We start from the raw sequence: 20,896 nt of genomic DNA, 5'->3' as shown, positions 1-20,896 counted from the left end.
GCCGTTTAGCGCCATGACCGCCGTAGCCATTCCCGCCGTACGCGACTACCTCACCGACCTGCAAGGCCGCATCGTCGCCGCGCTCGAGCAGGCCGGCGGCGAGGCGTTTCGCACCGATGCCTGGCAACGCGCCGAGGGCGGCGGCGGCGTGTCGCGCCTGCTCGAGGGCGGCCAACTGTTCGAACGCGCCGGCGTGCTGTTCAGCCATGTCAAGGGCACGCGCCTGCCGCCATCGGCCAGCGCCCACCGCCCCGAGCTGGCCGGCCGCGGCTGGGAAGCCATGGGCGTCTCCATGGTCCTGCACCCGCGCAACCCCTATGTGCCCACCACGCACATGAACGTGCGCATGTTCGTGGCCGCCGCGCGCCCCGGGCATGCCGAATCCGACGTCTTCTGGTTCGGCGGCGGGCTCGACCTCACCCCGTACTACCCGTTCGAGGACGACGCGCGCCATTTCCACCGCGCCTGCCGCGACGCGCTGGACCCGCACGGCGCCGATTACTACCCGCGCTACAAGCAGTGGTGCGACGAATACTTCTTCCTCAAGCACCGCAACGAAACCCGCGGCATCGGCGGCATCTTCTTCGACGACCTGAACGAACCCGGTTTCGACGCCTCGTTCGCGCTCACGCGCTCGGTCGGCGACAGCTTCCTGCCCGCCTACCTGCCCATCGTCCAGGCCCGCCGCGACATGCCCTACGGCGAACGCGAGCGCGACTTCCAGGCCTACCGGCGCGGCCGCTACGTCGAATTCAACCTGGTGTTCGACCGCGGCACCCTGTTCGGCCTGCAATCGGGCGGCCGCACCGAATCCATCCTGCTGTCCATGCCGCCGCTGGCGCAATGGCGCTACGACTGGCAGCCGCAGGCCGGCACGCCCGAAGCCGCCCTGGCCGAGTTCCTGCGGCCCCGGGAATGGGTGTGACACGCATCGGCCTGCTCGGCGGCAGCTTCGACCCGGTGCACGTCGCGCATATCGCGCTGGCCGACACCGCCAGGCAGTTCCTCGGGCTGGACCAGGTACAACTGATACCGGCCGCCAACCCCTGGCAACGCCAACCCCTGAAGGCCTCGGCGCCACACCGCCTGCGCATGCTGGAACTGGCCATCGCCGGCCACCCCGCCCTGGCCATCAACCCGGTCGAAATCGAGCGCGGCGGCGCCACCTACACCGCCGACACCGTGCGCGCCCTGCCCGGGGGCCCGCAGTACTTCTGGCTGCTGGGCACCGACCAGCTGCAGAATTTCTGCACCTGGCGCGACTGGCAGGACATCGCCGCCCGCATCGAGCTGGCCGTGGCCACCCGGCCCGGCGCCTCGATCGCCCCGCCGGCCGAGCTGGCCACGTGGCTGGCTGCGCACCGGCGCCAGCTGCACGAACTGCCCTTCGCACCCATGGCCGTATCGGCCTCCGACATCCGCCAGCGCCTGGCCGCCGGCGCCGCCACCGACGGCCTGCTGCCCGAGCCGGTCGCGGCTTATATCGCCACGCATCACCTGTACCGCTGAACCCGTCCAAACGGGCCCAGTCCGCCACGTCTACACCCGCGCCGCGGGTTATATTTATCGTTATGGATATACAAAAACTGCAACGCGCCATCATCGACGCCCTCGAGGATGTCAAGGCGCAAGACATCAAGGTGTTCAACACCAGCGAGCTGACCAGTCTGTTCGACCGCGTCATCATCGCCAGCGCCACCTCCAACCGCCAGACACGGGCGCTGGCCTCCAGCGTGGCCGATCGCGGCCGTGCGCTCAAACTGACCGGCATCACCGTCGAAGGCGAGGACACCGGCGAATGGGTCGTGGTCGACCTGGGCTACATCGTCGTGCACGTCATGCAGCCCGCCATCCGCCAGTACTACAACCTCGAAGAGATCTGGGGCGGCAAGCCGGTACGCGTCAAACTGCTGCCCGAATCGACGCGCCCCGCCATGCCCGGCGCCGGCGCGCTGTAACCGGCGGGGCGATGAAACTCATCGTCGCCGCGGTCGGCACCCGCATGCCCGGCTGGGTCGAAACCGCCTGGGATGACTACGCCAAACGCCTGCCCGCCGACTGCGCGCTCGAACTGCGCGAGATCAAGCCCGAACCGCGCACCAGCGGCAAGACGCTGGCGCAAATGATGGCCGCCGAAGCGCGCCGCATCGAAACGGCGCTGCCGCCCGGCGTGCTGCGCATCGCGCTCGATGAGCGCGGCCGCGACCTCACCACCGTGGCGCTGTCGCAGCAGCTCGAAAAATGGCGCGCCGGCGGGCGCGACGTCGCCTTCCTGGTGGGTGGCCCCGACGGCCTGGACGCCGCCCTCAAGGCCTCCTGCGAAGGCCTGTTGCGCCTGTCCTCGCTGACGCTGCCGCACCCCATGGTGCGTGTGCTGCTGGCCGAACAGCTCTACCGTGCCTGGGCCATCATGACCAACCACCCCTATCACCGCGCCTGAACGGCCCGCCGATGTCCGACGCCACCCTTGCCGCCGATCCGCCCCGCCTCTACCTGGCCTCGGCCAGCCCGCGACGCCGCGAACTGCTGCTGCAGATCGGCCTGACACACACCGTACTGCGCGTCCCGGCGCCGCCCGGCGAAGACGAACCGCAACATCCCGGCGAAGCCGCGTGCGACTACGTCCGGCGCACTGCCCGCGACAAGGCCGAGCGCGGCCAGGCGTGGCTGCACAGCCAGCAGCTACCCGACCTGCCGCTGCTGGCCGCCGACACCACCGTCATTGTCGACGGCATCGTGCTGGGCAAACCAGCCGACCGCGCCGACGCGCTGCGCATGCTCGCGGCCCTGTCCGGCCGCGAACACGAAGTCCACACCGCCGTCGCCCTCTGCCACCAAGGCAGGCTGCGCGAAGACGTCTCCATCACGCGCGTGCGCATGCGCGCGCTCGAACAAGCCGAACTGCAACGCTACTGCGACAGCGGCGAACCCTACGGCAAGGCCGGCGCCTACGGCATACAGGGGCTGGCCGGCGCCTTCGTCTCGCATATCGCGGGCAGCTACACCGGCGTCATGGGCCTGCCCCTCTACGAAACCGCCGCCCTGCTGCGCAGCGCCGGCATCGCCGTGCCCTGAGCGACGCCGGCGGCGCGGTCACCAGCTGTAGCGATACCCCAGCTGCAAGGTCCAGGGCGCCTCGAACCGCGCGCCCTTGGCGTACTCGTAGTCGGCGTACAAGGCATGCCGCTTGCCCAGCAAGGCGCCCACCCCCACGCGGGCCTCGGCGAATCCGCCGCGCGAACGCGTGACATGCCTGATGCCATTGGTGTAGACCGCGTTATCGGCCCCCAGCTCCTGGGCCCAGCCCAAGCGCGCATAGGGTTCAACGATATTGCCATTGGCCAGCCTCATCTGCCGGCCCGCCTCCGCCCCGGCGCGCAACACCCATGAATGCGCGCTGTCGGCGCGCACGCGCAGGCCATTGCTGGCCTCGTAGCGGCTGCCGTCGGCATGGAACCACGCCACCGAAGCCTGCGGCTCGACATACCAGCCGCCATCGATATCGATACGGCGCCCGCCGCGCAGCAACGCGCCCAGGCCGTGGCTGCGGTGCTTGGCATCGACCCGCTTCAGGTCGGTCGTGCGGACATCGAAACCATGCCGAAAACGGTTGTACTTGACCACGCCATCCACATAGGAGCCCGAATCATTCAGGTAGGAGACATACGCGCCGACGTGCGCGCTGTGCACATGCCCGGCGCGGTATGCGCCGCCATCGCGCCGGGTCTCGCTGTAGCCGGCCAGCATGCCGACGGACCACGCCGTCGTTGCGCCGCCGGCCACCCGCCTGTCGATGCCCAGCTCTATTCCGCTGACGGTCTGCTTCTGCCAGGGTCCGTAACCGGTATCGAGCCTCTGGCGCTGGCTCAGGCCGCGCGCCCAGAATCCGCCCGGCGACCCGCTCGAATGCAGGCCGCTCATATGGCGCAGCAACACGTCCATTTCGGCCTGCCAGATGCGCTGCGACGCCGCGATCGCCATCGCATTCACGGCGGCGGTCGCCGTGGTGGACAACTCGTTGGTCGGCGTCAGCTGCCAGGTGCGGGCCTTGTCGGCCTGCGCCTCGCTCGCCGTCAATTCGTACTGGCGCGCACCCGCGTCCACCCGTCCCCCCATGTTGCCCAGCGTAAACGCCGTATGGCCTTGTTCGTCTTCGATCAGCGGCACCTTGCTCGCGCCGCTCTCGGTGCCATCATCCGTGTTGTTGACCACCAGCACCTGCCGGTCGCCGAATCCCTGGGGCGCCAGCAGCACATCGGCCGTGCCGCTGGGCAAATGCGCATTCATGACTATCGTGCCCGTACCGGAAATGCCCTGCGTCGCGACCAGTGTCTTGAAAGCGCCCTTGGGCTGCGCCGGTGCCGCAAACGCCAGCGTGCCGCCCTCCAGCTTGACCTCGGCCACCCGGGAATCGCCCGTCACGGTCCAGACGCCACGATCGAGCAAGCGAACCGTATGGACCGCGCCGTCCGTGCGGCCCGCCCACGTCCCCCCGTCGGCGAGCGCCACACGAACCCTGGCCTGCTCGGGCGAACCGTCCGGCTGCTGCGGCTCTGCCGCAATGTCGCCCAATAGCTGCGCCCGGTCCTTGATGTCGAGGTTCAGGACCGACCGAGGGTCGATCAGCCTGATCGCCGTCGGCTGGTCCGACGACAGGCGTGCGCCGTTGAGCAGGGACACATTGCTCTCGCCGTCGACCTCCAACCCGGCCGCGCCGTGGCCATGGACCACGCTGCCGTCCACCGTAAGATGCCCGCTTTCCAGCAGCGCTGCGGCGCCGTCTCCGGTGCTCTCCACCAATGAACCCGCCCGCACCATCGCGCTGCTTCGCGTCACCACCAGGCCATGAGCCCCTTGGCCGCCGGCCCGCACCTGCGCATGCGCCAGTTCGACCTCGCTGTGCGCCGCGACGTCCACGCCATGCGAGGCCTCGCCGACGGTACTCAATACCGTATCGCGGAACTGCGCGGAACCGCCGGCCAGCAGCCATGCAGCGGGCGAATTCGCGCCGGAGGTCGACAACGCGCCGCCGTTCATGCTGACGTGCGTACCCGCGTCCTCCACCTGCAAGGCGGGCGCGGTATCGCCCTGCGTCGTGACCCGCGTACCCGTCAACGTCCCCTGCATGCCTTCCTGCACATAGATCCCGGCGACTTCCTGGCCCCGGGCGGTAATATCCGAACCCGACAACGTGAAGCTGCCGGCATCCTGCGCATGTATCGCGGAAACGCCTGCCCCGTCGACCTGAACCACCAGCCCCTGTGCGTTCAACTGTGCGCCTTGCCACAGCACCACCGGGGCGCCTGCTGGCCGGCCGTCTCCAGCGCCACGCCATGCAACGTGGCGCTGGCAGGCCCTGAAAGCTGCAGGGCGAAACTGTCATCGCCGCGCGTGCGCACCGTCGTCCCGGACATGGACAAGCGTGTACCGCCGCCTCCCTGCGGCTCATGGACAGAGACGCCCAGGGCCCCGGTCCCGGCAGTCTCGATGATCAGGTTCTGCAAAGAGACCGACGCGCCCAGCGCGGTGTTGTCCTGCGCATTTTCGGTGCCGACCCGCACGCCCTGGGCCTGGTTGCCGCTCGTCCGTATGGCGCCGCCCGTCACCCGAACCTCTGCCTGCCGGCCGGTCACGTTGATGCCGTGCTCGGACGCCTTGGTCGTCGCTATGGCGACATCGCCCAGAAACGCGGCGCCGCCATCGATTCGCTGCGCTGCCGTGACTGCGGCGGCGCCGGCGGCGTCCAGCAGGCCCAGCATCAACGCAGCGCCCGCCGAAATTTGGAAATGGATTGGATGGCGTCCGCCTGCGCCGTACCATCTCCTCGCTTGTCCTGCCATCTCAACACCTCTTGGCTAAAAGAGAATTGAGTAACCAGGCACAAGGAGATGATTGACAGAAAGCGCCTTGGCCGCCTCGATATCAATCGATGCAACACGGCGGCAATGGACCACTCAAACCTGAAAAATCCCCAAGCGCGATTCCACAGTGTGTGTCTGGCCCCACACGGGGACTGACACACGCTGCAGGTGGCACGGTCAGAAGCAGGGGATGTCTGCAGGTGCCAGTCCCCCTGTGGGGACAGGCACCCGGCGAGGTGCGGCGGATGCGGGCGCCTGGGCACCTGCTTGTCACTACGATAGGCAGATGTGCTGCCGAGGCAGGACTCCACGGCGGGTGTCTGTCCCCGCATGGGGACTGACACGCGCTGCAGGCAGCACGGTCAGAAGCTGGGGATGTCTGCAGGTGCCCGTCCCCCTGTGGGGACAGGCACCCGGCGACGTGCAGCGGATGCGGGCGCATGGGCACCTGCTTGTCACTACGATAGGCGGATGTGCTGCCGAGGCAGGACTCCACGGCGGGTGTCTGTCCCCGCACGGGGACTGACACACGCTGCAGGCAGCGCGGTCAGAAGCTGGGGATGTCTGCAGGTGCCCGTCCCCCTGTGGGGACAGGCACCCGGCGACGTACGGCGGATGCGGGCGCATGGGCACCTGCTTGTCACTACGATAGGCGGATGTGCTGCCGAGGCAGGACTCCACAGCGGGTGTCTGTCCCCGCACGGGGACTGACACACGCTGCAGGCAGCACGGTCAGAAGCAGGGGATGTCTGCAGGTGCCCGTCCCCTTGCGGGGACAGGCACCCGGCGAGGTGCGGGCGCCTGGGCGTCCCCCCAAAAACAAAACCCCGCGAGCCGTGAGGCTGCGGGGTTTTGAGCAATAAAAGCCTGACGATGACCTACTTTCACAGATGTACATCCACTATCATCGGCGCGAAGGCGTTTCACTGTCCTGTTCGGGATGGGAAGGAGTGGGACCACCTTGCTATGGTCGTCAGGCGTAACCGGCTAAGCGGTTGACGCATGGTCAACGGCTTGAATCTGGAAGAAGCACAGCGTGCGCCTGGCAGTCGATTGGGACTGGCAGCGACGCGGGTTGCGTGTGTATGTTGTGTTGGTATGAACGGCGCTGGCGCTTACTGTCCAGCGGTAATAATTAAGACTTGAGAGTTATAGGATCAAGCCTCACGGGCAATTAGTATCGGTTAGCTTAACGCATTACTGCGCTTCCACACCCGACCTATCAACGTCCTGGTCTCGAACGACCCTTCAGGGGGATCTAGTCCCCGGGATACCTAATCTTCAGACGAGTTTCCCGCTTAGATGCCTTCAGCGGTTATCTCTTCCGTACTTAGCTACCCGGCAATGCCATTGGCATGACAACCGGTACACCAGAGGTACGTCCACTCCGGTCCTCTCGTACTAGGAGCAGGCTCCGTCAAGTATCCAACGCCCACGGCAGATAGGGACCAAACTGTCTCACGACGTTTTAAACCCAGCTCACGTACCTCTTTAAATGGCGAACAGCCATACCCTTGGGACCGGCTACAGCCCCAGGATGAGATGAGCCGACATCGAGGTGCCAAACACCGCCGTCGATATGAACTCTTGGGCGGTATCAGCCTGTTATCCCCAGAGTACCTTTTATCCGTTGAGCGATGGCCCTTCCATTCAGAACCACCGGATCACTATGTCCTGCTTTCGCACCTGTTCGACTTGTCAGTCTCACAGTCAAGCACGCTTATGCCATTGCACTATCAGCACGATTTCCGACCGTACCTAGCGTACCTTCGAACTCCTCCGTTACGCTTTGGGAGGAGACCGCCCCAGTCAAACTGCCTACCATGCACTGTCCCCGATCCGGATAACGGACCAAGGTTAGAACCGCAAACAAACCAGGGTGGTATTTCAAGGATGGCTCCCTCGAATCTGGCGACTCGAGTTCTGCGCCTCCCACCTATCCTACACAGGCCGGTTCACAGTCCAATGCAAAGCTACAGTAAAGGTTCATGGGGTCTTTCCGTCTAGCCGCGGGTAGATTGCATCATCACAAACACTTCAACTTCGCTGAGTCTCAGGAGGAGACAGTGTGGCCATCGTTACGCCATTCGTGCAGGTCGGAACTTACCCGACAAGGAATTTCGCTACCTTAGGACCGTTATAGTTACGGCCGCCGTTTACCGGGGCTTCGATCAAGAGCTTGCACCCCATCACTTAACCTTCCGGCACCGGGCAGGCGTCACACCCTATACGTCGACTTTCGTCTTTGCAGAGTGCTGTGTTTTTAATAAACAGTCGCAGCCACCGATTCTCTGCGACCCCTTCATGCTCAGCGCGCAGGCGCTTCACACTACCAGGGTATACCTTCTCCCGAAGTTACGGTATCAATTTGCCGAGTTCCTTCTCCTGAGTTCTCTCAAGCGCCTTGGAATATTCATCCCGTCCACCTGTGTCGGTTTGCGGTACGGTCTCGTACAGCTGAAGCTTAGAGGCTTTTCTTGGAACCACTTCCAATCACTTCGCGAGACTTGCTCGCTCGTGCCACACCCTTGATTCTCGCGCCCGGATTTGCCTAAGCGCCATCTTCAATGCAGCAACAGGGACGTCCAACACCCTGATGACCTTCCGCGATCCGTCCCCCCATCGCACTGTACGACGGTGCTGGAATATTAACCAGCTTCCCATCAGCTACGCATCTCTGCCTCGCCTTAGGGGCCGACTCACCCTGCGCCGATGAACGTTGCGCAGGAAACCTTGGACTTACGGCGAGGGGGCTTTTCACCCCCTTTATCGCTACTCATGTCAGCATTCGCACTTCTGATACCTCCAGCAGCCTTTACAAGCCACCTTCGCAGGCTTACAGAACGCTCTCCTACCGCGTGCACTAAAAGTGCACACCCGCAGCTTCGGTTTATCGCTTAGCCCCGTTACATCTTCCGCGCAGGACGACTCGATCAGTGAGCTATTACGCTTTCTTTAAAGGGTGGCTGCTTCTAAGCCAACCTCCTGACTGTCTATGCCTTCCCACTTCGTTTCCCACTTAGCGATAATTCGGGACCTTAGCTGGCGGTCTGGGTTGTTTCCCTCTTGAGTCCGGACGTTAGCACCCGGTGCTCTGTCTCCCAAGCTGTACTTGCAGGTATTCGGAGTTTGCCATGGTTTGGTAAGTCGCCATGACCCCCTAGCCATAACAGTGCTCTACCCCCTGCAGTAATACTTGAGGCACTACCTAAATAGTTTTCGGAGAGAACCAGCTATTTCCAGATTTGTTTAGCCTTTCACCCCTATCCACAGCTCATCCCCTAGTTTTTCAACACTAGTGGGTTCGGTCCTCCAGCACGTGTTACCGTGCCTTCAACCTGGCCATGGGTAGATCATCTGGTTTCGGGTCTACACCCAGCGACTGGACGCCCTATTCGGACTCGCTTTCGCTACGCCTTCCCTATTCGGTTAAGCTCGCCACTGAATGTAAGTCGCTGACCCATTATACAAAAGGTACGCCGTCACCCCATAAAGAGGCTCCGACTGTTTGTATGCATACGGTTTCAGGATCTATTTCACTCCCCTTCCGGGGTTCTTTTCGCCTTTCCCTCACGGTACTGGTTCACTATCGGTCGATCACGAGTATTTAGCCTTGGAGGATGGTCCCCCCATCTTCAGACAGGATTTCACGTGTCCCGCCCTACTTCTCTTACGCCTAGTTCCACACTCTGCATTTCGTCTACAGGGCTATCACCTGCTACGGCCGGACTTTCCATTCCGTTCGACTATGCAAAATGCTAAATCGTAAAGGCTCTTCCGATTTCGCTCGCCACTACTTTCGGAATCTCGGTTGATTTCTTTTCCTCGAGCTACTGAGATGTTTCAGTTCACCCGGTTCGCCTCCACTGGCCTATGTATTCAGCCAGGGATACCGCTTGCGCGGTGGGTTTCCCCATTCGGATATCTGCGGATCAATGCTTGTTTGCCAGCTCCCCGCAGCTTTTCGCAGGCTACTACGTCCTTCATCGCCTGTGATCGCCAAGGCATCCACCATATGCACTTAGTCGCTTGATCCTATAACACTAAAGTCTTATAGGTGCTGTTCATTCGCGCTTGTGCCGTTCATAAGTTCAAAGCACCTGACCAAACGCTTGCGCGCCCAGCCAGTTCTTGAGACTTGGAACAAAATCATGCAATCACAACCCGTATCCGTCTTCATCGACTCGCGTCGACTACTAAACGAACACTTTACGTTGTGCTTCTTCCAAATTGTTAAAGAACATATATAGCTGTCGGGCCAAAACCCAACGCTTAACACTGACTCGCAGCACTAAGCGTTGCTCTCTCGCCTTCCTGGTCTCGCCTGCCAACCCGCTCCCATCTTCAAGACGGGCTCTGGTGGAGGTGAACGGGATCGAACCGATGACATCCTGCTTGCAAAGCAGGCGCTCTCCCAGCTGAGCTACACCCCCATTTCCCTCTCAGGAAACCTTGGTGGGTCTGGTTGGATTCGAACCAACGACCCCCGCCTTATCAAGACGGTGCTCTAACCGACTGAGCTACAGACCCGCGAAACCTTTCTCTCTCGGATCAGCAGCCACCGATCCAGCAGCTATATAACAACAACCGATAAGCGTGGACACTTGACACGAGCACTCAAGCTCTTAAAGGAGGTGATCCAGCCGCACCTTCCGATACGGCTACCTTGTTACGACTTCACCCCAGTCATGAATCCTACCGTGGTAATCGCCCCCCTTGCGGTTAGGCTAACTACTTCTGGTAAAACCCACTCCCATGGTGTGACGGGCGGTGTGTACAAGACCCGGGAACGTATTCACCGCGACATGCTGATCCGCGATTACTAGCGATTCCGACTTCACGCAGTCGAGTTGCAGACTGCGATCCGGACTACGATCGGGTTTCTGGGATTGGCTCCCCCTCGCGGGTTGGCGACCCTCTGTCCCGACCATTGTATGACGTGTGAAGCCCTACCCATAAGGGCCATGAGGACTTGACGTCATCCCCACCTTCCTCCGGTTTGTCACCGGCAGTCTCATTAGAGTGCCCTTTCGTAGCAACTAATGACAAGGGTTGCGCTCGTTGCGGGACTTAACCCAACATCTCACGACACGAGCTGACGACAGCCATGCAGCACCTGTGTTCCGGTTCTCTTGCGAGCACTCCCAAATCTCTTCGGGATTCCAGACATGTCAAGGGTAGGTAAGGTTTTTCGCGTTGCATCGAATTAATCCACATCATCCACCGCTTGTGCGGGTCCCCGTCAATTCCTTTGAGTTTTAATCTTGCGACCGTACTCCCCAGGCGGTCAACTTCACGCGTTAGCTGCGCTACCAAGGCCCGAAGGCCCCAACAGCTAGTTGACATCGTTTAGGGCGTGGACTACCAGGGTATCTAATCCTGTTTGCTCCCCACGCTTTCGTGCATGAGCGTCAGTGTTATCCCAGGAGGCTGCCTTCGCCATCGGTGTTCCTCCGCATATCTACGCATTTCACTGCTACACGCGGAATTCCACCTCCCTCTGACACACTCTAGCCCGGTAGTTAAAAATGCAGTTCCAAGGTTAAGCCCTGGGATTTCACATCTTTCTTTCCGAACCGCCTGCGCACGCTTTACGCCCAGTAATTCCGATTAACGCTTGCACCCTACGTATTACCGCGGCTGCTGGCACGTAGTTAGCCGGTGCTTATTCTGCAGGTACCGTCAGTTGCACAGGATATTAGCCCGTGCCGTTTCTTTCCTGCCAAAAGTGCTTTACAACCCGAAGGCCTTCATCGCACACGCGGGATGGCTGGATCAGGGTTGCCCCCATTGTCCAAAATTCCCCACTGCTGCCTCCCGTAGGAGTCTGGGCCGTGTCTCAGTCCCAGTGTGGCTGGTCGTCCTCTCAAACCAGCTACGGATCGTCGCCTTGGTAGGCCGTTACCCCACCAACTAGCTAATCCGATATCGGCCGCTCCAATAGTGCGAGGCCCGAAGGTCCCCCGCTTTCCCCCGTAGGGCGTATGCGGTATTAGCCACGCTTTCGCGTAGTTATCCCCCGCTACTGGGCACGTTCCGATACATTACTCACCCGTTCGCCACTCGCCACCAGGCCGAAGCCCGTGCTGCCGTCCGACTTGCATGTGTAAAGCATCCCGCCAGCGTTCAATCTGAGCCAGGATCAAACTCTTCAGTTCAATCTCTGTGTGTGGACCCTGATCGAAACCAGGATCCGTATCGCTTGCTCAAAGGAAGTGAGGTTTAAAAAACCTTACTTCATTCAGTGAGCACTTGATAATGCTTTGCTTTCGATGACGACCGTAGCCGCCACCGTGCGCTCGCACCAAGTGCCCACACTTATCGGTTGTTAAATTGTTAAAGAGCGGTCCTGCCAACCGGCCTTCCGACCGGCGCTGCGTTTTCAGCAGCAGAGAAACGAGATTATGAAGAAGTTTTTTCAGCTTGTCAAGTCGGCCTCGCCTGCTCCGTACCTGATTCACCCCCTTCCTCAAGGCCTGCGCCTCTCACCTGGCACTTCTCGAAACCCCAGCACCCGCGCCTATCGGCATCAGGGTTAACCCTTGGATCTCGGCAACTGCCAAGCCCGAAACTATAACACGACTTTTGCAGAATTTGCAACCCGAAGGCAGCGATTCGTTAACCGTCATGCAACAACACCTGCCAGAACCCCGGGAACCGCCACATCGGCATAATCCCGCCCGCCCTGCCCCGGTGCTGCCCGCGCCTCCTGCCCTGGCTTGCCGGCTCCCGCACCTGGGCGGAGAACCTGCAAACCGCATGATTCGCGGTTCCGGCTTCGCATCCGGGACAACCCGAACTGCGAAGGGGGCGAACTATAGCACAACTATAAACCCGCTGCTTGCGGAGTTCCTGTACCCTAGCCAATCCCTCGCATCCTTCTATCTATAAGCTGACCTGCCCACAATGACGGAAGACATCCTGATCAACGTTACCCCGTTTGAGACCCGCGTCGCCCTGGTGGAGCAAGGCGCCGTGCAGGAACTACATGTAGAGCGCAGCGTCCAGCGCGGCCACGTGGGCAATATCTATCTGGGCCGCGTCGTGCGCGTGCTGCCGGGCATGCAGAGCGCCTTCATCGATATCGGCCTGGAGCGCGCCGCCTTCATCCATATCGCCGACCTGCGGGAGAACCGCAGCGAACGCAGCCAGGGCCAGACGCCCACGCCGATCGAGAAGCTGCTGTTCGAGGGGCAGACCCTGATGGTGCAGGTCATCAAGGACCCGCTGGGCACCAAGGGCGCGCGGCTGTCCACGCAGATCAGCATCGCCGGACGCATGCTGGTGTACCTGCCGCACGATCCCCACATCGGCATTTCGCAAAAGATCGATTCCGAGTCCGAACGCACCCAGTTGCGCGAGCGCCTGCAGGCGCTGATGCCGCCGGAGGAGAAAGGCGGCTTCATCGTGCGCACGCAGGCCGAAGGAGCCACCGACGAGGAAATCGCCGCCGACCTCGAGTACCTGCGCAAGCTGTGGGCCAGCGTGCAAGCGGCCGCGCGCAGCCAGCCCGCCCCCACGGCCCTGCACCAGGACCTCACGCTCGGCCAGCGCGTATTGCGCGACATGGTCGGCCCGCATACCGGCACCATCCTGGTCGATTCGCGCAGCACCAGCAGCGCCCTGCAGGAATGGGCGCGGGTGTATACGCCTTCGGTGGCCGAGCGCATCCGCCACTACAGCGGCGAGCGCCCGCTGTTCGACACGGCCAACGTCGACGAGGAAATCGCACGCGCGCTGTCGCGCCGGGTCGACCTCAAGTCGGGCGGCTACCTGATCGTGGACCAGACCGAGGCATTGACCACGGTGGACGTCAATACCGGCGGCTTCGTGGGCGGGCGCAACTTCGACGACACCATCTTCAAGACCAACCTGGAAGCCGCGCAGGCGATCGCGCGCCAATTGCGCCTGCGCAACCTGGGCGGCATCGTGATCCTGGACTTCATCGACATGGAAGACCCGGACCACCGCGAAACCGTGCTGGCCGAACTGAAAAAGGCGCTCTCGCGCGACCGCACGCGCATGACGGTCAACGGCTTCACCCAGCTGGGACTGGTCGAGATGACGCGCAAGCGTACCCGCGACTCGCTCGCGCACCAGCTGTGCGAGCCGTGCCCGATGTGCCAATCGCGCGGCAATGTGCGCACCGCGCGCACCGTGTGCTACGAGATCCTGCGCGAGATCCTGCGCGAGGCGCGCCAGTTCAATCCGCGCGAGTTCCGCATCCTGGCAGCGCAGGGCGTGGTGGACCTGTTCCTGGAAGAGGAAAGCCAGCACCTGGCGATGCTGGGCGACTTCGTCGGCAAGCAGATCTCGCTGGAAGTCGAGAGCCAGTATTCGCAAGAGCAGTACGACATCATTCTGATCTAGCGCATCGGGCCCGGCATGCAGCGGCCGGGTTCTTCAATAGCGCCGCGGGTACGAACCCAGCACGCGCAGCTCGCCCTGCCGGGCCAGCAGGCCGGCCAGCGCGTCATCGCGGACGTGGCCGGCCACTTCGACCACATAGCGATGGGCATCGAGCGTCTTCCTGGCGGGGCGCTCGTAGATGGTCAGGATCGGCACCCCGGCCTGCGCGAAATCGGCCAGCAGCGGCGCCAGCCGGGCATCCGGGATGCAGGCCAGCAGCGAGGTCTTGTCCTTGCCGGTCGGCGCCGGCATGTCGCGGCCCAGCACCCACCAGCGCGTCACGTTGTGGGGCCCCTCTTCGATGCCATCGGCCAGCGAGACCAACTGATAGACGGATGCCCCGACCCTGGGGCCGAACGATGCCTTGTCCTGCGTGGCACTGGCGGCCACGGCCTGGGCCGCGGCCCCGCCGCTGGCGGCCGGCACGCGCCGGGCGCCGGGCATCTCGCGCTCCAGCCAGGGCCGGACCTCTTCGAAAGCGACGGGATGGGCATGCACTTCCTTGATGTCCTCGCGCCGCGTGCCGGGACGCGCCAGCAGGCTGTAGCCCAGCATCTTCGGGTACTCGGCCACCACGACCACGCGGGGCAGCGCCAGCACGTCTTCCATATAGGGCGTGAGCCCGACCACCGAGGTGGCGACCGGCACGCAGGCCCGCTCGACCTTGCCGTCCGCGTAGGCGGCGAACAAGGCTTCGCGCGACAACGGCACCAGGCCGTCGGCGCCGTACAGGTCCAGGCAGGCCTGGTGGGTCCACGACCCGGCCGGGCCGAGATAAGCGGTGCGGGCGGCCATGGCCGGGCTCTGCGTTGCGGTCAGAGCGGCCGGGCCGGCCACGGCGCGCGCAATGCCGATGGCATCGCTCCCCCTCGCGGCCCCTGCCGGACGGCGGCTCACGGCGCATCCACCAGCACGGCGCGGATGTCGCGGAAAATCGCCTGCCATTCGGACTCGTCCATCTCCATCAGGCCGAAAAAGCGCAGCAGGAAGGCGCCCTCCGTGGCCAGCACGGCCAGCCGCGCGCGCCGGCCCGCTTCGGTATCGACGTCCAGGCCGTCGAGCCGGCTGCGATACCAGGACCGGGTGCTGCCCAGCAATTCGGGCGCCTGGATCAGCGCGGCAAGCAGGCTGGCCGCCTTGGCATTGGATGTGGCGTCGGCGCGACGAGTGGCCTCGGCGTGGGCGCGCACCCGCCCGCGCGGCGAGGCATCCTCGCCGAGCACCGCCTGGAACAGTGTTTCGTAGGCCTTGTCCCAACGCTCGAACAGCGCCTCGATCATGGCGTCCTTGCTGCCGTAGCAGTACTGGATGCCGCCCTTGGTGACCCCCATTTCCCTGGCGACCGCGTCGATGGTCAGGCCCTTGGCGCCGTCGCGCACGACGATGGTTTCGGCCGCGTCGAGCACCTTGTCGCGGTCAATGCTGCGTTTTCGTCCCATGCGGGCCTCTTTTCAATACATACGTATGGATTTATATTATAGGCACGCCCGTTCCGGCGTGACTTTTTTCAAGGCATTCCATCATGCGGCCTCAAAACCGTTGGCTGGTGCTGGCCATCATCGCCAGCGCCCTCTTCCTGATCACGGTCGATACGACTGTACTGTATGCGGCATTGCCCCGCCTGACCCACGACCTGCATGCCTCGGCAGCGGAAAAGCTGTGGATCATCAACGCCTATCCGCTGGTGGTCACCGGCCTGTTGCCGGCCATGGGCGCCCTGAGCGACCGCTGGGGGCCGCGCGCCACGTTCACCAGCGGGCTGGCGGCATTCGGCGCGGCCTCGTTGTGCGTGGCCTATGCGCCCTCGGCCACCCTGCTGATCGTCGCGCGCGGCCTGCTGGCGATCGGCGCGGCGCTGATGATGCCCGCCACCCTGGCGATCCTGCGCCATGTGTTCACGGACGCGCGCGAACGCGCCCTGGCCATCGGCGTATGGGCCGCCATCGCCTCCGGCGGGGCGGCCCTGGGGCCGGTGGTCGGCGGCGTGCTGCTGGAGTATTTCTGGTGGGGCTCGGTGTTCCTGATCAACGTCCCCGTGGTGCTGGCCCTGCTCTGGCCGGCGTGGCGGCTGGTGCCGGCGGGGCGGCCGGCGGCCCATCGTCCCTGGGACCTGGGCGCGGCCGTGCTGATCATGACCGCGCTGCTGGGACTGGTGTTCGGGCTGAAGGAACTGGGCAAGCCGACACCGGACTATGGCGTGGCCATGCTTGCGGTAGCGGTGGGCGCCGTGGCGATGACGCTGTTCGCGCGCCGCCAGCGCGGCCAGGCCGAGCCGATGATCGACGTGGGGATGTTCCGCGACGCCGGATTCAGCCGCGGCGTCGCGGTCGCCCTGATCGCCATGCTGACGCTGGTGGGCGTGGAGCTGGTGCTCAGCCAGCGGCTGCAGCTGGTGCAGGGCATGACGCCGCTGCAGGCCGCGCTGCTGCTGTTGCCGGTGCCGCTGGCGGCGGCCGCGGCCGGACCGCTGGCCGGCCTGTGGCTGGGCCGCGCGGGCGAGCGCCGCGTCATGGGTACCGCGCTGGCCCTGGCCGGCCTCGGGGCGGCCGGCATGGTCGTCGGCACCGAGTGGCCGCTGGCCGGCCAGATGGCGGTGCTGGCCCTGCTGGGCGCCGGCCTGGGCGGCGCCATGACCGCCGCCTCGACCGCTGTCATGCTGCACGCGCCCGCCGACCGCGCCAGCATGGCCGCCTCGATCGAGGAAGTGGCATACGAACTGGGCAGCGTGCTGGGCGTGACGCTGTTTGGCAGCATCATGACCACGGTCTACACCCGCACGCTGGTATTGCCGGCCGATGCGCCGGCCGCCGCGCAGTTGCGCGACAGCCTGGACCAGGCGCTGGCCGCTGCCGAAACCATGGCGCCGCAATGGGCGCAACAGGTGTTGCCGATGGCCTACCAGGCGTTCGACCATGCGTACGCGGTCGTGGCAGCGACCGCCGCGGCGCTGCTGGCAGGCGCGGCGCTGCTGACGCAGGCCCGCCGGCGCGGGCCTCAGTCCTCGCGGAACTGCATGTTGTAGAGCGAGGCGTACAGGCCGTTGGCGGCCAACAGCTCGCTGTGCGGCCCGTGCTCGACGATCTTGCCGGCGTCCAGCACGATGATGCGGTCGGCGTTCTGCACGGTGGACAGCCGGTGGGCGATGACCAGCGTGGTGCGCCCGCGCATCAGCCGCTCCAGCGATGCCTGCACCTGGCGCTCGGATTCGTTGTCCAGCGCCGAGGTCGCCTCGTCGAGGATCAGGACCGGCGCGTTCTTGATCAGGGCGCGGGCGATCGCCAGGCGCTGGCGCTGGCCGCCCGACAGGCGGGCGGCATTCTGGCCCACCGGCGTGTGGATGCCCAGCGGCAAGCCGTCGACGAACTCCAGCAGGTTGGCCGCGGCCAGCGCGTCGCGAACGCGCGCGTCGTCGACGGTGCCGCCGGCGCCATAACCCACGTTGGCGGCAATGGTGTCGTCGAACAGCACCACGTCCTGGCTGACCAGCGACAGATGCGAGCGCAGGCTGCGCAAGGTGAGATCCTGGATGGGCACATCGTCGAACAGGATGTCGCCGCCATCGGGCAGGACAAAGCGCGGCAGCATGTTGACCAGGGTGGTCTTGCCGCTGCCCGAGCGTCCGACCAGGGCCACGGTCTGGCCCGGCTCGACCAGGAACGACACGGCGCTGACGGTATCGCGATCGGCGTCCGGGAAGCGATGGCTGACCGCACGGAATTCGACCTTGCCGCGCACCGGTTCGGGCAAGGCGCGCGTGCCGGCGTCGGCCTCGGGCGTCTGGTCCACCAGGGTGAACACGCTTTCGGCGGCCACCAGCATTTTCTGCATTTTGCCGGCCAGGTTGGTCAGGCGCTTGATCGGATCGAAGATCTGCGCCAGCGCGGCCATGAACGAGGCGAAGCTGCCGACGGTGAGCGCGCCGCTGTTGGCCTGGCTGAGGGCCACGGCGATGACCGCGCCCACGGCGACCGAGATGCACACCTGCGTGAGCGGCGTGAGCGCCGCGTCGGCGGTGGCGCTGCGCATCGCGAAGCGGCGCAGGCGCGAGTTGACGAAGTCGAAACGGCGGCGCTCGGCGTCGTAGCCGTCGAACAGCTTGATGACACGCTGCCCGTCGATGCCCTCGCTGACCACGCGGGTGAGCTCGGCGTTCATGTTGACGGTTTCGCGGTTGATGCGGCGCAGCCGGCGCGTGAAGGCGCGGGCGATGCCCACCGACACCGGCAGCATGACGAGGATGATCAGCGTCAGCGCCCAGGACATGTACAGCAGCACGCCGATCAGGGCGATGACGACCAGGGTTTCGCGCACCAGCACCGTGATGACGTCGGTGGCGTAGCCGGTGACGTTGCCCGCGTCGATGGTGAAGCGGTTGAGCAGGCGGCCGGTGTCGCCGCGCTTGAAGTCGGCATCGGGCAGGCCCAGCAGCCGCTCGAACATCTCGCCCCGGATGCCGCGCAGCACGTTGTTGGCCACCCAGGCCAGCAGGTAGTCGCTGAAGAAATTGCAGATTCCGCGCAGCAGGATCAGCCCCACCACCGCCAGCGGCAGGAACCAGACATAATGCGGCTTGGCGCCCGAGAAGCCATCGTCGAGCAGCGGCTTCATGATGACTGCCAGCGTGGGCTGGGTCGCGGCGGCGCCGGCCATCAGCAGGACGGCCAGCACCAGCCCCTTCCAGTAAGAGCCTACGCGGCTGTAGACCCGCTTCCAGAGTTCGGCCTTGACCGGCTGGGAGCCGGCGGGCGCATTGCGTGCGGCAGAATTCAAGGAAACACTCGCTTTAATACAATCGTGCCCGGGATTGTACCGTCGGCCACCCGCCGCCCGACAACCGTCCGGCCGACCCGGCCGCCACGCCAGCATGCCACGCACACTCCGATGACCACCATTTCGTGCATTTATGTCCGCCTGCCCAACTGGATCGGCGATGTTTGTATGAGCCTGCCCAGCCTGCGCACGCTGCAGGACAGCGGCGCGCCGCTGGTCGTCTGCGCGCGCCCCTGGGCGCGCGACCTGCTGGCCGGCGTGCCGAAGCAGGATTTCCTGCCCATGACCGGCAAGGTGCTGCGCGACCGGGCCACGGTGGCCGCGCACCGGCGCGCCCTGGGCGGCGGCGCCGCCACGCGCGGCCTGCTGCTGCCGGACTCGCTGTCGAGCGCCGCGGTGTTCCGGCTGGCCGGCATACCCTGCGCGGGCTACCGCGACGACGGCCGCAGTCCGCTGCTGCGCTGGCCGGTGGACAAGCCCGGCGCCAGCCTGCACGCGGTGCAGTCGTGGCACTACCTGACCCGCGCGGCCCTGCAGCGCTGGAGCCTGCCGGCCGGGCCCGTCGAGCCGGGCGCGCTGCTGGGCCTGCCGCTGACGCAGGCGCATCGCGACGCGGCCGGGCAATTGCTGCAGGCGCAGCAGCTGGCCGGCCGGCCGTTCGTGCTGATCGCCCCCACCGCCACCGGCCTGCACAAGGGCAAGGTCAAGGTATGGCCGGGCTTCGACGCCTTGACCCGCGCCCTGCAGGAACGCGGCCAGACCGTGGTAATGTGCCCCCCACCGGCCGAAGTCGCCGAGGCCCGCCGCAACGCGCCCTCCGCCACGCTGCTGCCGCCGCTGGGGCTGGGCGCCTTCGCGGCCCTGGCGCAGCGCGCCGCCCTGGTTGTGTGCAATGATTCAGGCGTGTCCCATGTGGCGGCGGCGGTCGATGCCCGCCAGTTGACGCTGTTCGGCGTGACCCGCCCGGGGCGCACCGGCCCGTGGTCGCCCCGGGCGGTCTGCCTGGGCTCCGAAACACACTGGCCAGGGCCAGAACAAGTAATGGAAAAATCGCTCGAACTACTGAGCGGCGCGTAAACCCAACCCGACATGGCCATATCGAGTTTCCTCACCAATCTGATCATTCCCCTGAATCTGTGCCTGACGCTGGTCGTCCTCGGCCTGGTGCTGGGCCTGTTCCGCCTGCGCAAGACGGGTGCGGCCCTGATCGCCGGCGGCCTGCTGTGGGCCTTGGCCTGGTCGCTGCCGGCCACCTCGCTGTGGCTGGGCGGGGCGCTGGAGTCGCGCTACCCGCACCTGCCTCCGGACCAGTCGCCCACCGCCGACGCCATCGTGGTGCTGGGCGGCAATACCGCCAATGGCCGCGCCAACTGGTTCCTGCCGTATGACAAGGAAACCGCGGTAGTGCGCGTGGACACCGCCACCGAACTGTTCCAGGCCGGCCGCGCGCCCAAGGTGGTGCTGTCGGGCGGCGCGCTCGAGGGCGACATCAGCGAAGCGCGCGGCATGGCCTACCGGATGCGCCAGCATGGCGTGCCGGAAAGCGCGCTGATCCTGGAGAACGCCAGCCGCACCACCTACGAGAACGCGGCGCTGACGGAAGACACGCTGCGCCAGCACGGCATCCAGAAGGTGTTGCTGGTGACCTCGGCGCTGCACATGCCGCGCGCCATGGCGGCGTTCTCCAAGCAGGGCGTGCAGGCCATCGCCGCCCCCGCGCCGCCGCAGATCGTAGCGCCGGCCGACGGCTCGCTGTCGCCCTGGCTGCCCGACCAGCGCAGCTTCGACGCCAGCCGCTCCATCATCAAGGAATACGCCGGCCTGTTCGTCTACTGGCTGCGCGGCTGGGTGTAACG

Annotated in this window: 12 protein-coding genes, 2 tRNA genes, 3 rRNA genes and 1 pseudogene; 9 read left to right on the top strand and 9 right to left on the bottom strand. The window is 64.9% G+C overall.

The window, feature by feature from the left end:
* The first annotated feature begins 13 nt into the window (after positions 1 to 13).
* From hemF to EL288_RS07610, 5 genes are all read left to right on the top strand, one after another.
* Complete coding sequence (gene hemF / locus EL288_RS07630) at positions 14 to 925, top strand: oxygen-dependent coproporphyrinogen oxidase (RefSeq protein ID WP_003820261.1); 912 nt, start codon at positions 14 to 16, stop codon at positions 923 to 925.
* On the top strand, positions 916 to 1,509 hold the full coding sequence (gene nadD, locus EL288_RS07625) for a nicotinate (nicotinamide) nucleotide adenylyltransferase (RefSeq protein WP_080561922.1): 594 nt from the start codon (positions 916 to 918) through the stop codon (positions 1,507 to 1,509). Before hemF ends, nadD begins: the two co-directional genes overlap by 10 nt.
* A gap of 62 nt (positions 1,510 to 1,571) precedes the next feature.
* Complete coding sequence (rsfS, locus tag EL288_RS07620; protein ID WP_003813196.1) at positions 1,572 to 1,958, top strand: ribosome silencing factor; 387 nt, start codon at positions 1,572 to 1,574, stop codon at positions 1,956 to 1,958.
* Positions 1,959 to 1,969: 11 nt separating this feature from the next.
* Entirely contained in the window at positions 1,970 to 2,440 is a 471-nt protein-coding gene (rlmH, locus tag EL288_RS07615; protein ID WP_126621907.1) for a 23S rRNA (pseudouridine(1915)-N(3))-methyltransferase RlmH, read from the top strand.
* Between the two features lie 11 nt (positions 2,441 to 2,451).
* The gene (locus EL288_RS07610) at positions 2,452 to 3,075 is read left to right on the top strand and encodes a Maf family protein (RefSeq protein ID WP_003813200.1); all 624 of its coding nucleotides are present in this window, start codon (positions 2,452 to 2,454) and stop codon (positions 3,073 to 3,075) included.
* A gap of 18 nt (positions 3,076 to 3,093) precedes the next feature.
* Here EL288_RS07610 and vag8 read toward each other — a convergent pair.
* From vag8 to EL288_RS07580, 6 genes and pseudogenes are all read right to left on the bottom strand, one after another.
* Positions 3,094 to 5,840: pseudogene (vag8, locus tag EL288_RS07605) on the bottom strand (autotransporter Vag8).
* A gap of 886 nt (positions 5,841 to 6,726) precedes the next feature.
* Positions 6,727 to 6,839 (bottom strand): 5S ribosomal RNA (gene rrf / locus EL288_RS07600).
* A gap of 175 nt (positions 6,840 to 7,014) precedes the next feature.
* Positions 7,015 to 9,896: ribosomal RNA gene (locus EL288_RS07595) — 23S ribosomal RNA — on the bottom strand.
* 322 nt (positions 9,897 to 10,218) lie between these two features.
* Positions 10,219 to 10,294: transfer RNA gene (locus EL288_RS07590), tRNA-Ala, on the bottom strand.
* 20 nt (positions 10,295 to 10,314) lie between these two features.
* Positions 10,315 to 10,391 (bottom strand) — tRNA-Ile (locus tag EL288_RS07585).
* Between the two features lie 97 nt (positions 10,392 to 10,488).
* Positions 10,489 to 12,019: ribosomal RNA gene (locus tag EL288_RS07580) — 16S ribosomal RNA — on the bottom strand.
* The 16S, 23S and 5S rRNA genes sit together here with 2 tRNA genes alongside, the layout of an rRNA operon.
* A gap of 748 nt (positions 12,020 to 12,767) precedes the next feature.
* On the opposite strand from EL288_RS07580, the gene rng reads away from it, so the two are divergent.
* Positions 12,768 to 14,231: a ribonuclease G gene (gene rng, locus EL288_RS07575; RefSeq protein ID WP_003813204.1), complete on the top strand. Its 1,464-nt coding sequence runs from the start codon at positions 12,768 to 12,770 to the stop codon at positions 14,229 to 14,231.
* A gap of 33 nt (positions 14,232 to 14,264) precedes the next feature.
* On the opposite strand, the gene EL288_RS07570 is transcribed toward rng, so the two are convergent.
* Positions 14,265 to 15,167: a prephenate dehydratase gene (locus EL288_RS07570; RefSeq protein WP_010928170.1), complete on the bottom strand. Its 903-nt coding sequence runs from the start codon at positions 15,165 to 15,167 to the stop codon at positions 14,265 to 14,267.
* Positions 15,164 to 15,709, bottom strand: coding sequence for a TetR/AcrR family transcriptional regulator (locus EL288_RS07565; protein ID WP_003813206.1), 546 nt, complete (start codon positions 15,707 to 15,709; stop codon positions 15,164 to 15,166). The genes EL288_RS07570 and EL288_RS07565 overlap by 4 nt, the downstream gene beginning before the upstream one ends.
* An 83-nt stretch (positions 15,710 to 15,792) precedes the next feature.
* Here EL288_RS07565 and EL288_RS07560 point away from each other — a divergent pair, with 83 nt between their 5' ends.
* Complete coding sequence (locus EL288_RS07560; protein WP_003813208.1) at positions 15,793 to 17,292, top strand: MFS transporter; 1,500 nt, start codon at positions 15,793 to 15,795, stop codon at positions 17,290 to 17,292.
* Here the strand turns inward: EL288_RS07560 and msbA are convergent.
* Positions 17,265 to 19,136 (bottom strand): lipid A export permease/ATP-binding protein MsbA, encoded by a 1,872-nt coding sequence (msbA, locus tag EL288_RS07555; RefSeq protein WP_010928167.1) that lies wholly within the window; start codon positions 19,134 to 19,136, stop codon positions 17,265 to 17,267. The genes EL288_RS07560 and msbA overlap by 28 nt on opposite strands.
* A 15-nt stretch (positions 19,137 to 19,151) precedes the next feature.
* Here msbA and EL288_RS07550 point away from each other — a divergent pair, with 15 nt between their 5' ends.
* Positions 19,152 to 20,117 carry a glycosyltransferase family 9 protein gene (locus tag EL288_RS07550; protein ID WP_033458447.1) on the top strand — a complete coding sequence of 322 codons (966 nt, stop codon included), beginning with the start codon at positions 19,152 to 19,154 and terminating at the stop codon, positions 20,115 to 20,117.
* A 12-nt stretch (positions 20,118 to 20,129) separates the two neighbouring features.
* Entirely contained in the window at positions 20,130 to 20,894 is a 765-nt protein-coding gene (locus EL288_RS07545; RefSeq protein WP_003813215.1) for a YdcF family protein, read from the top strand.
* The last annotated feature ends 2 nt before the right edge of the window (positions 20,895 to 20,896 follow it).

The organism is Bordetella bronchiseptica (assembly GCF_900636925.1).
GTDB classification, from domain to species: domain Bacteria; phylum Pseudomonadota; class Gammaproteobacteria; order Burkholderiales; family Burkholderiaceae_B; genus Bordetella; species Bordetella pertussis.
The sequence above is the reverse complement of the archived record's forward strand: the minus strand, read 5'-3'. Positions and strand labels throughout refer to the sequence as shown.

Excerpts from the sequence above, each read along its gene's own strand:
- hemF (WP_003820261.1), top strand. The coding sequence starts at position 14 with ATGACCGCCGTAGCCATTCCCGCCGTACGCGACTACCTCACCGACCTG.
- nadD (WP_080561922.1), top strand. The coding sequence starts at position 916 with ATGGGTGTGACACGCATCGGCCTGCTCGGCGGCAGCTTCGACCCGGTG.
- rsfS (WP_003813196.1), top strand. The coding sequence starts at position 1,572 with ATGGATATACAAAAACTGCAACGCGCCATCATCGACGCCCTCGAGGAT.
- rlmH (WP_126621907.1), top strand. The coding sequence starts at position 1,970 with ATGAAACTCATCGTCGCCGCGGTCGGCACCCGCATGCCCGGCTGGGTC.
- EL288_RS07610 (WP_003813200.1), top strand. The coding sequence starts at position 2,452 with ATGTCCGACGCCACCCTTGCCGCCGATCCGCCCCGCCTCTACCTGGCC.
- rng (WP_003813204.1), top strand. The coding sequence starts at position 12,768 with ATGACGGAAGACATCCTGATCAACGTTACCCCGTTTGAGACCCGCGTC.
- EL288_RS07565 (WP_003813206.1), bottom strand. The coding sequence starts at position 15,709 with ATGGGACGAAAACGCAGCATTGACCGCGACAAGGTGCTCGACGCGGCC.
- EL288_RS07560 (WP_003813208.1), top strand. The coding sequence starts at position 15,793 with ATGCGGCCTCAAAACCGTTGGCTGGTGCTGGCCATCATCGCCAGCGCC.
- msbA (WP_010928167.1), bottom strand. The coding sequence starts at position 19,136 with ATGCTGGCGTGGCGGCCGGGTCGGCCGGACGGTTGTCGGGCGGCGGGT.
- EL288_RS07550 (WP_033458447.1), top strand. The coding sequence starts at position 19,152 with ATGACCACCATTTCGTGCATTTATGTCCGCCTGCCCAACTGGATCGGC.
- EL288_RS07545 (WP_003813215.1), top strand. The coding sequence starts at position 20,130 with ATGGCCATATCGAGTTTCCTCACCAATCTGATCATTCCCCTGAATCTG.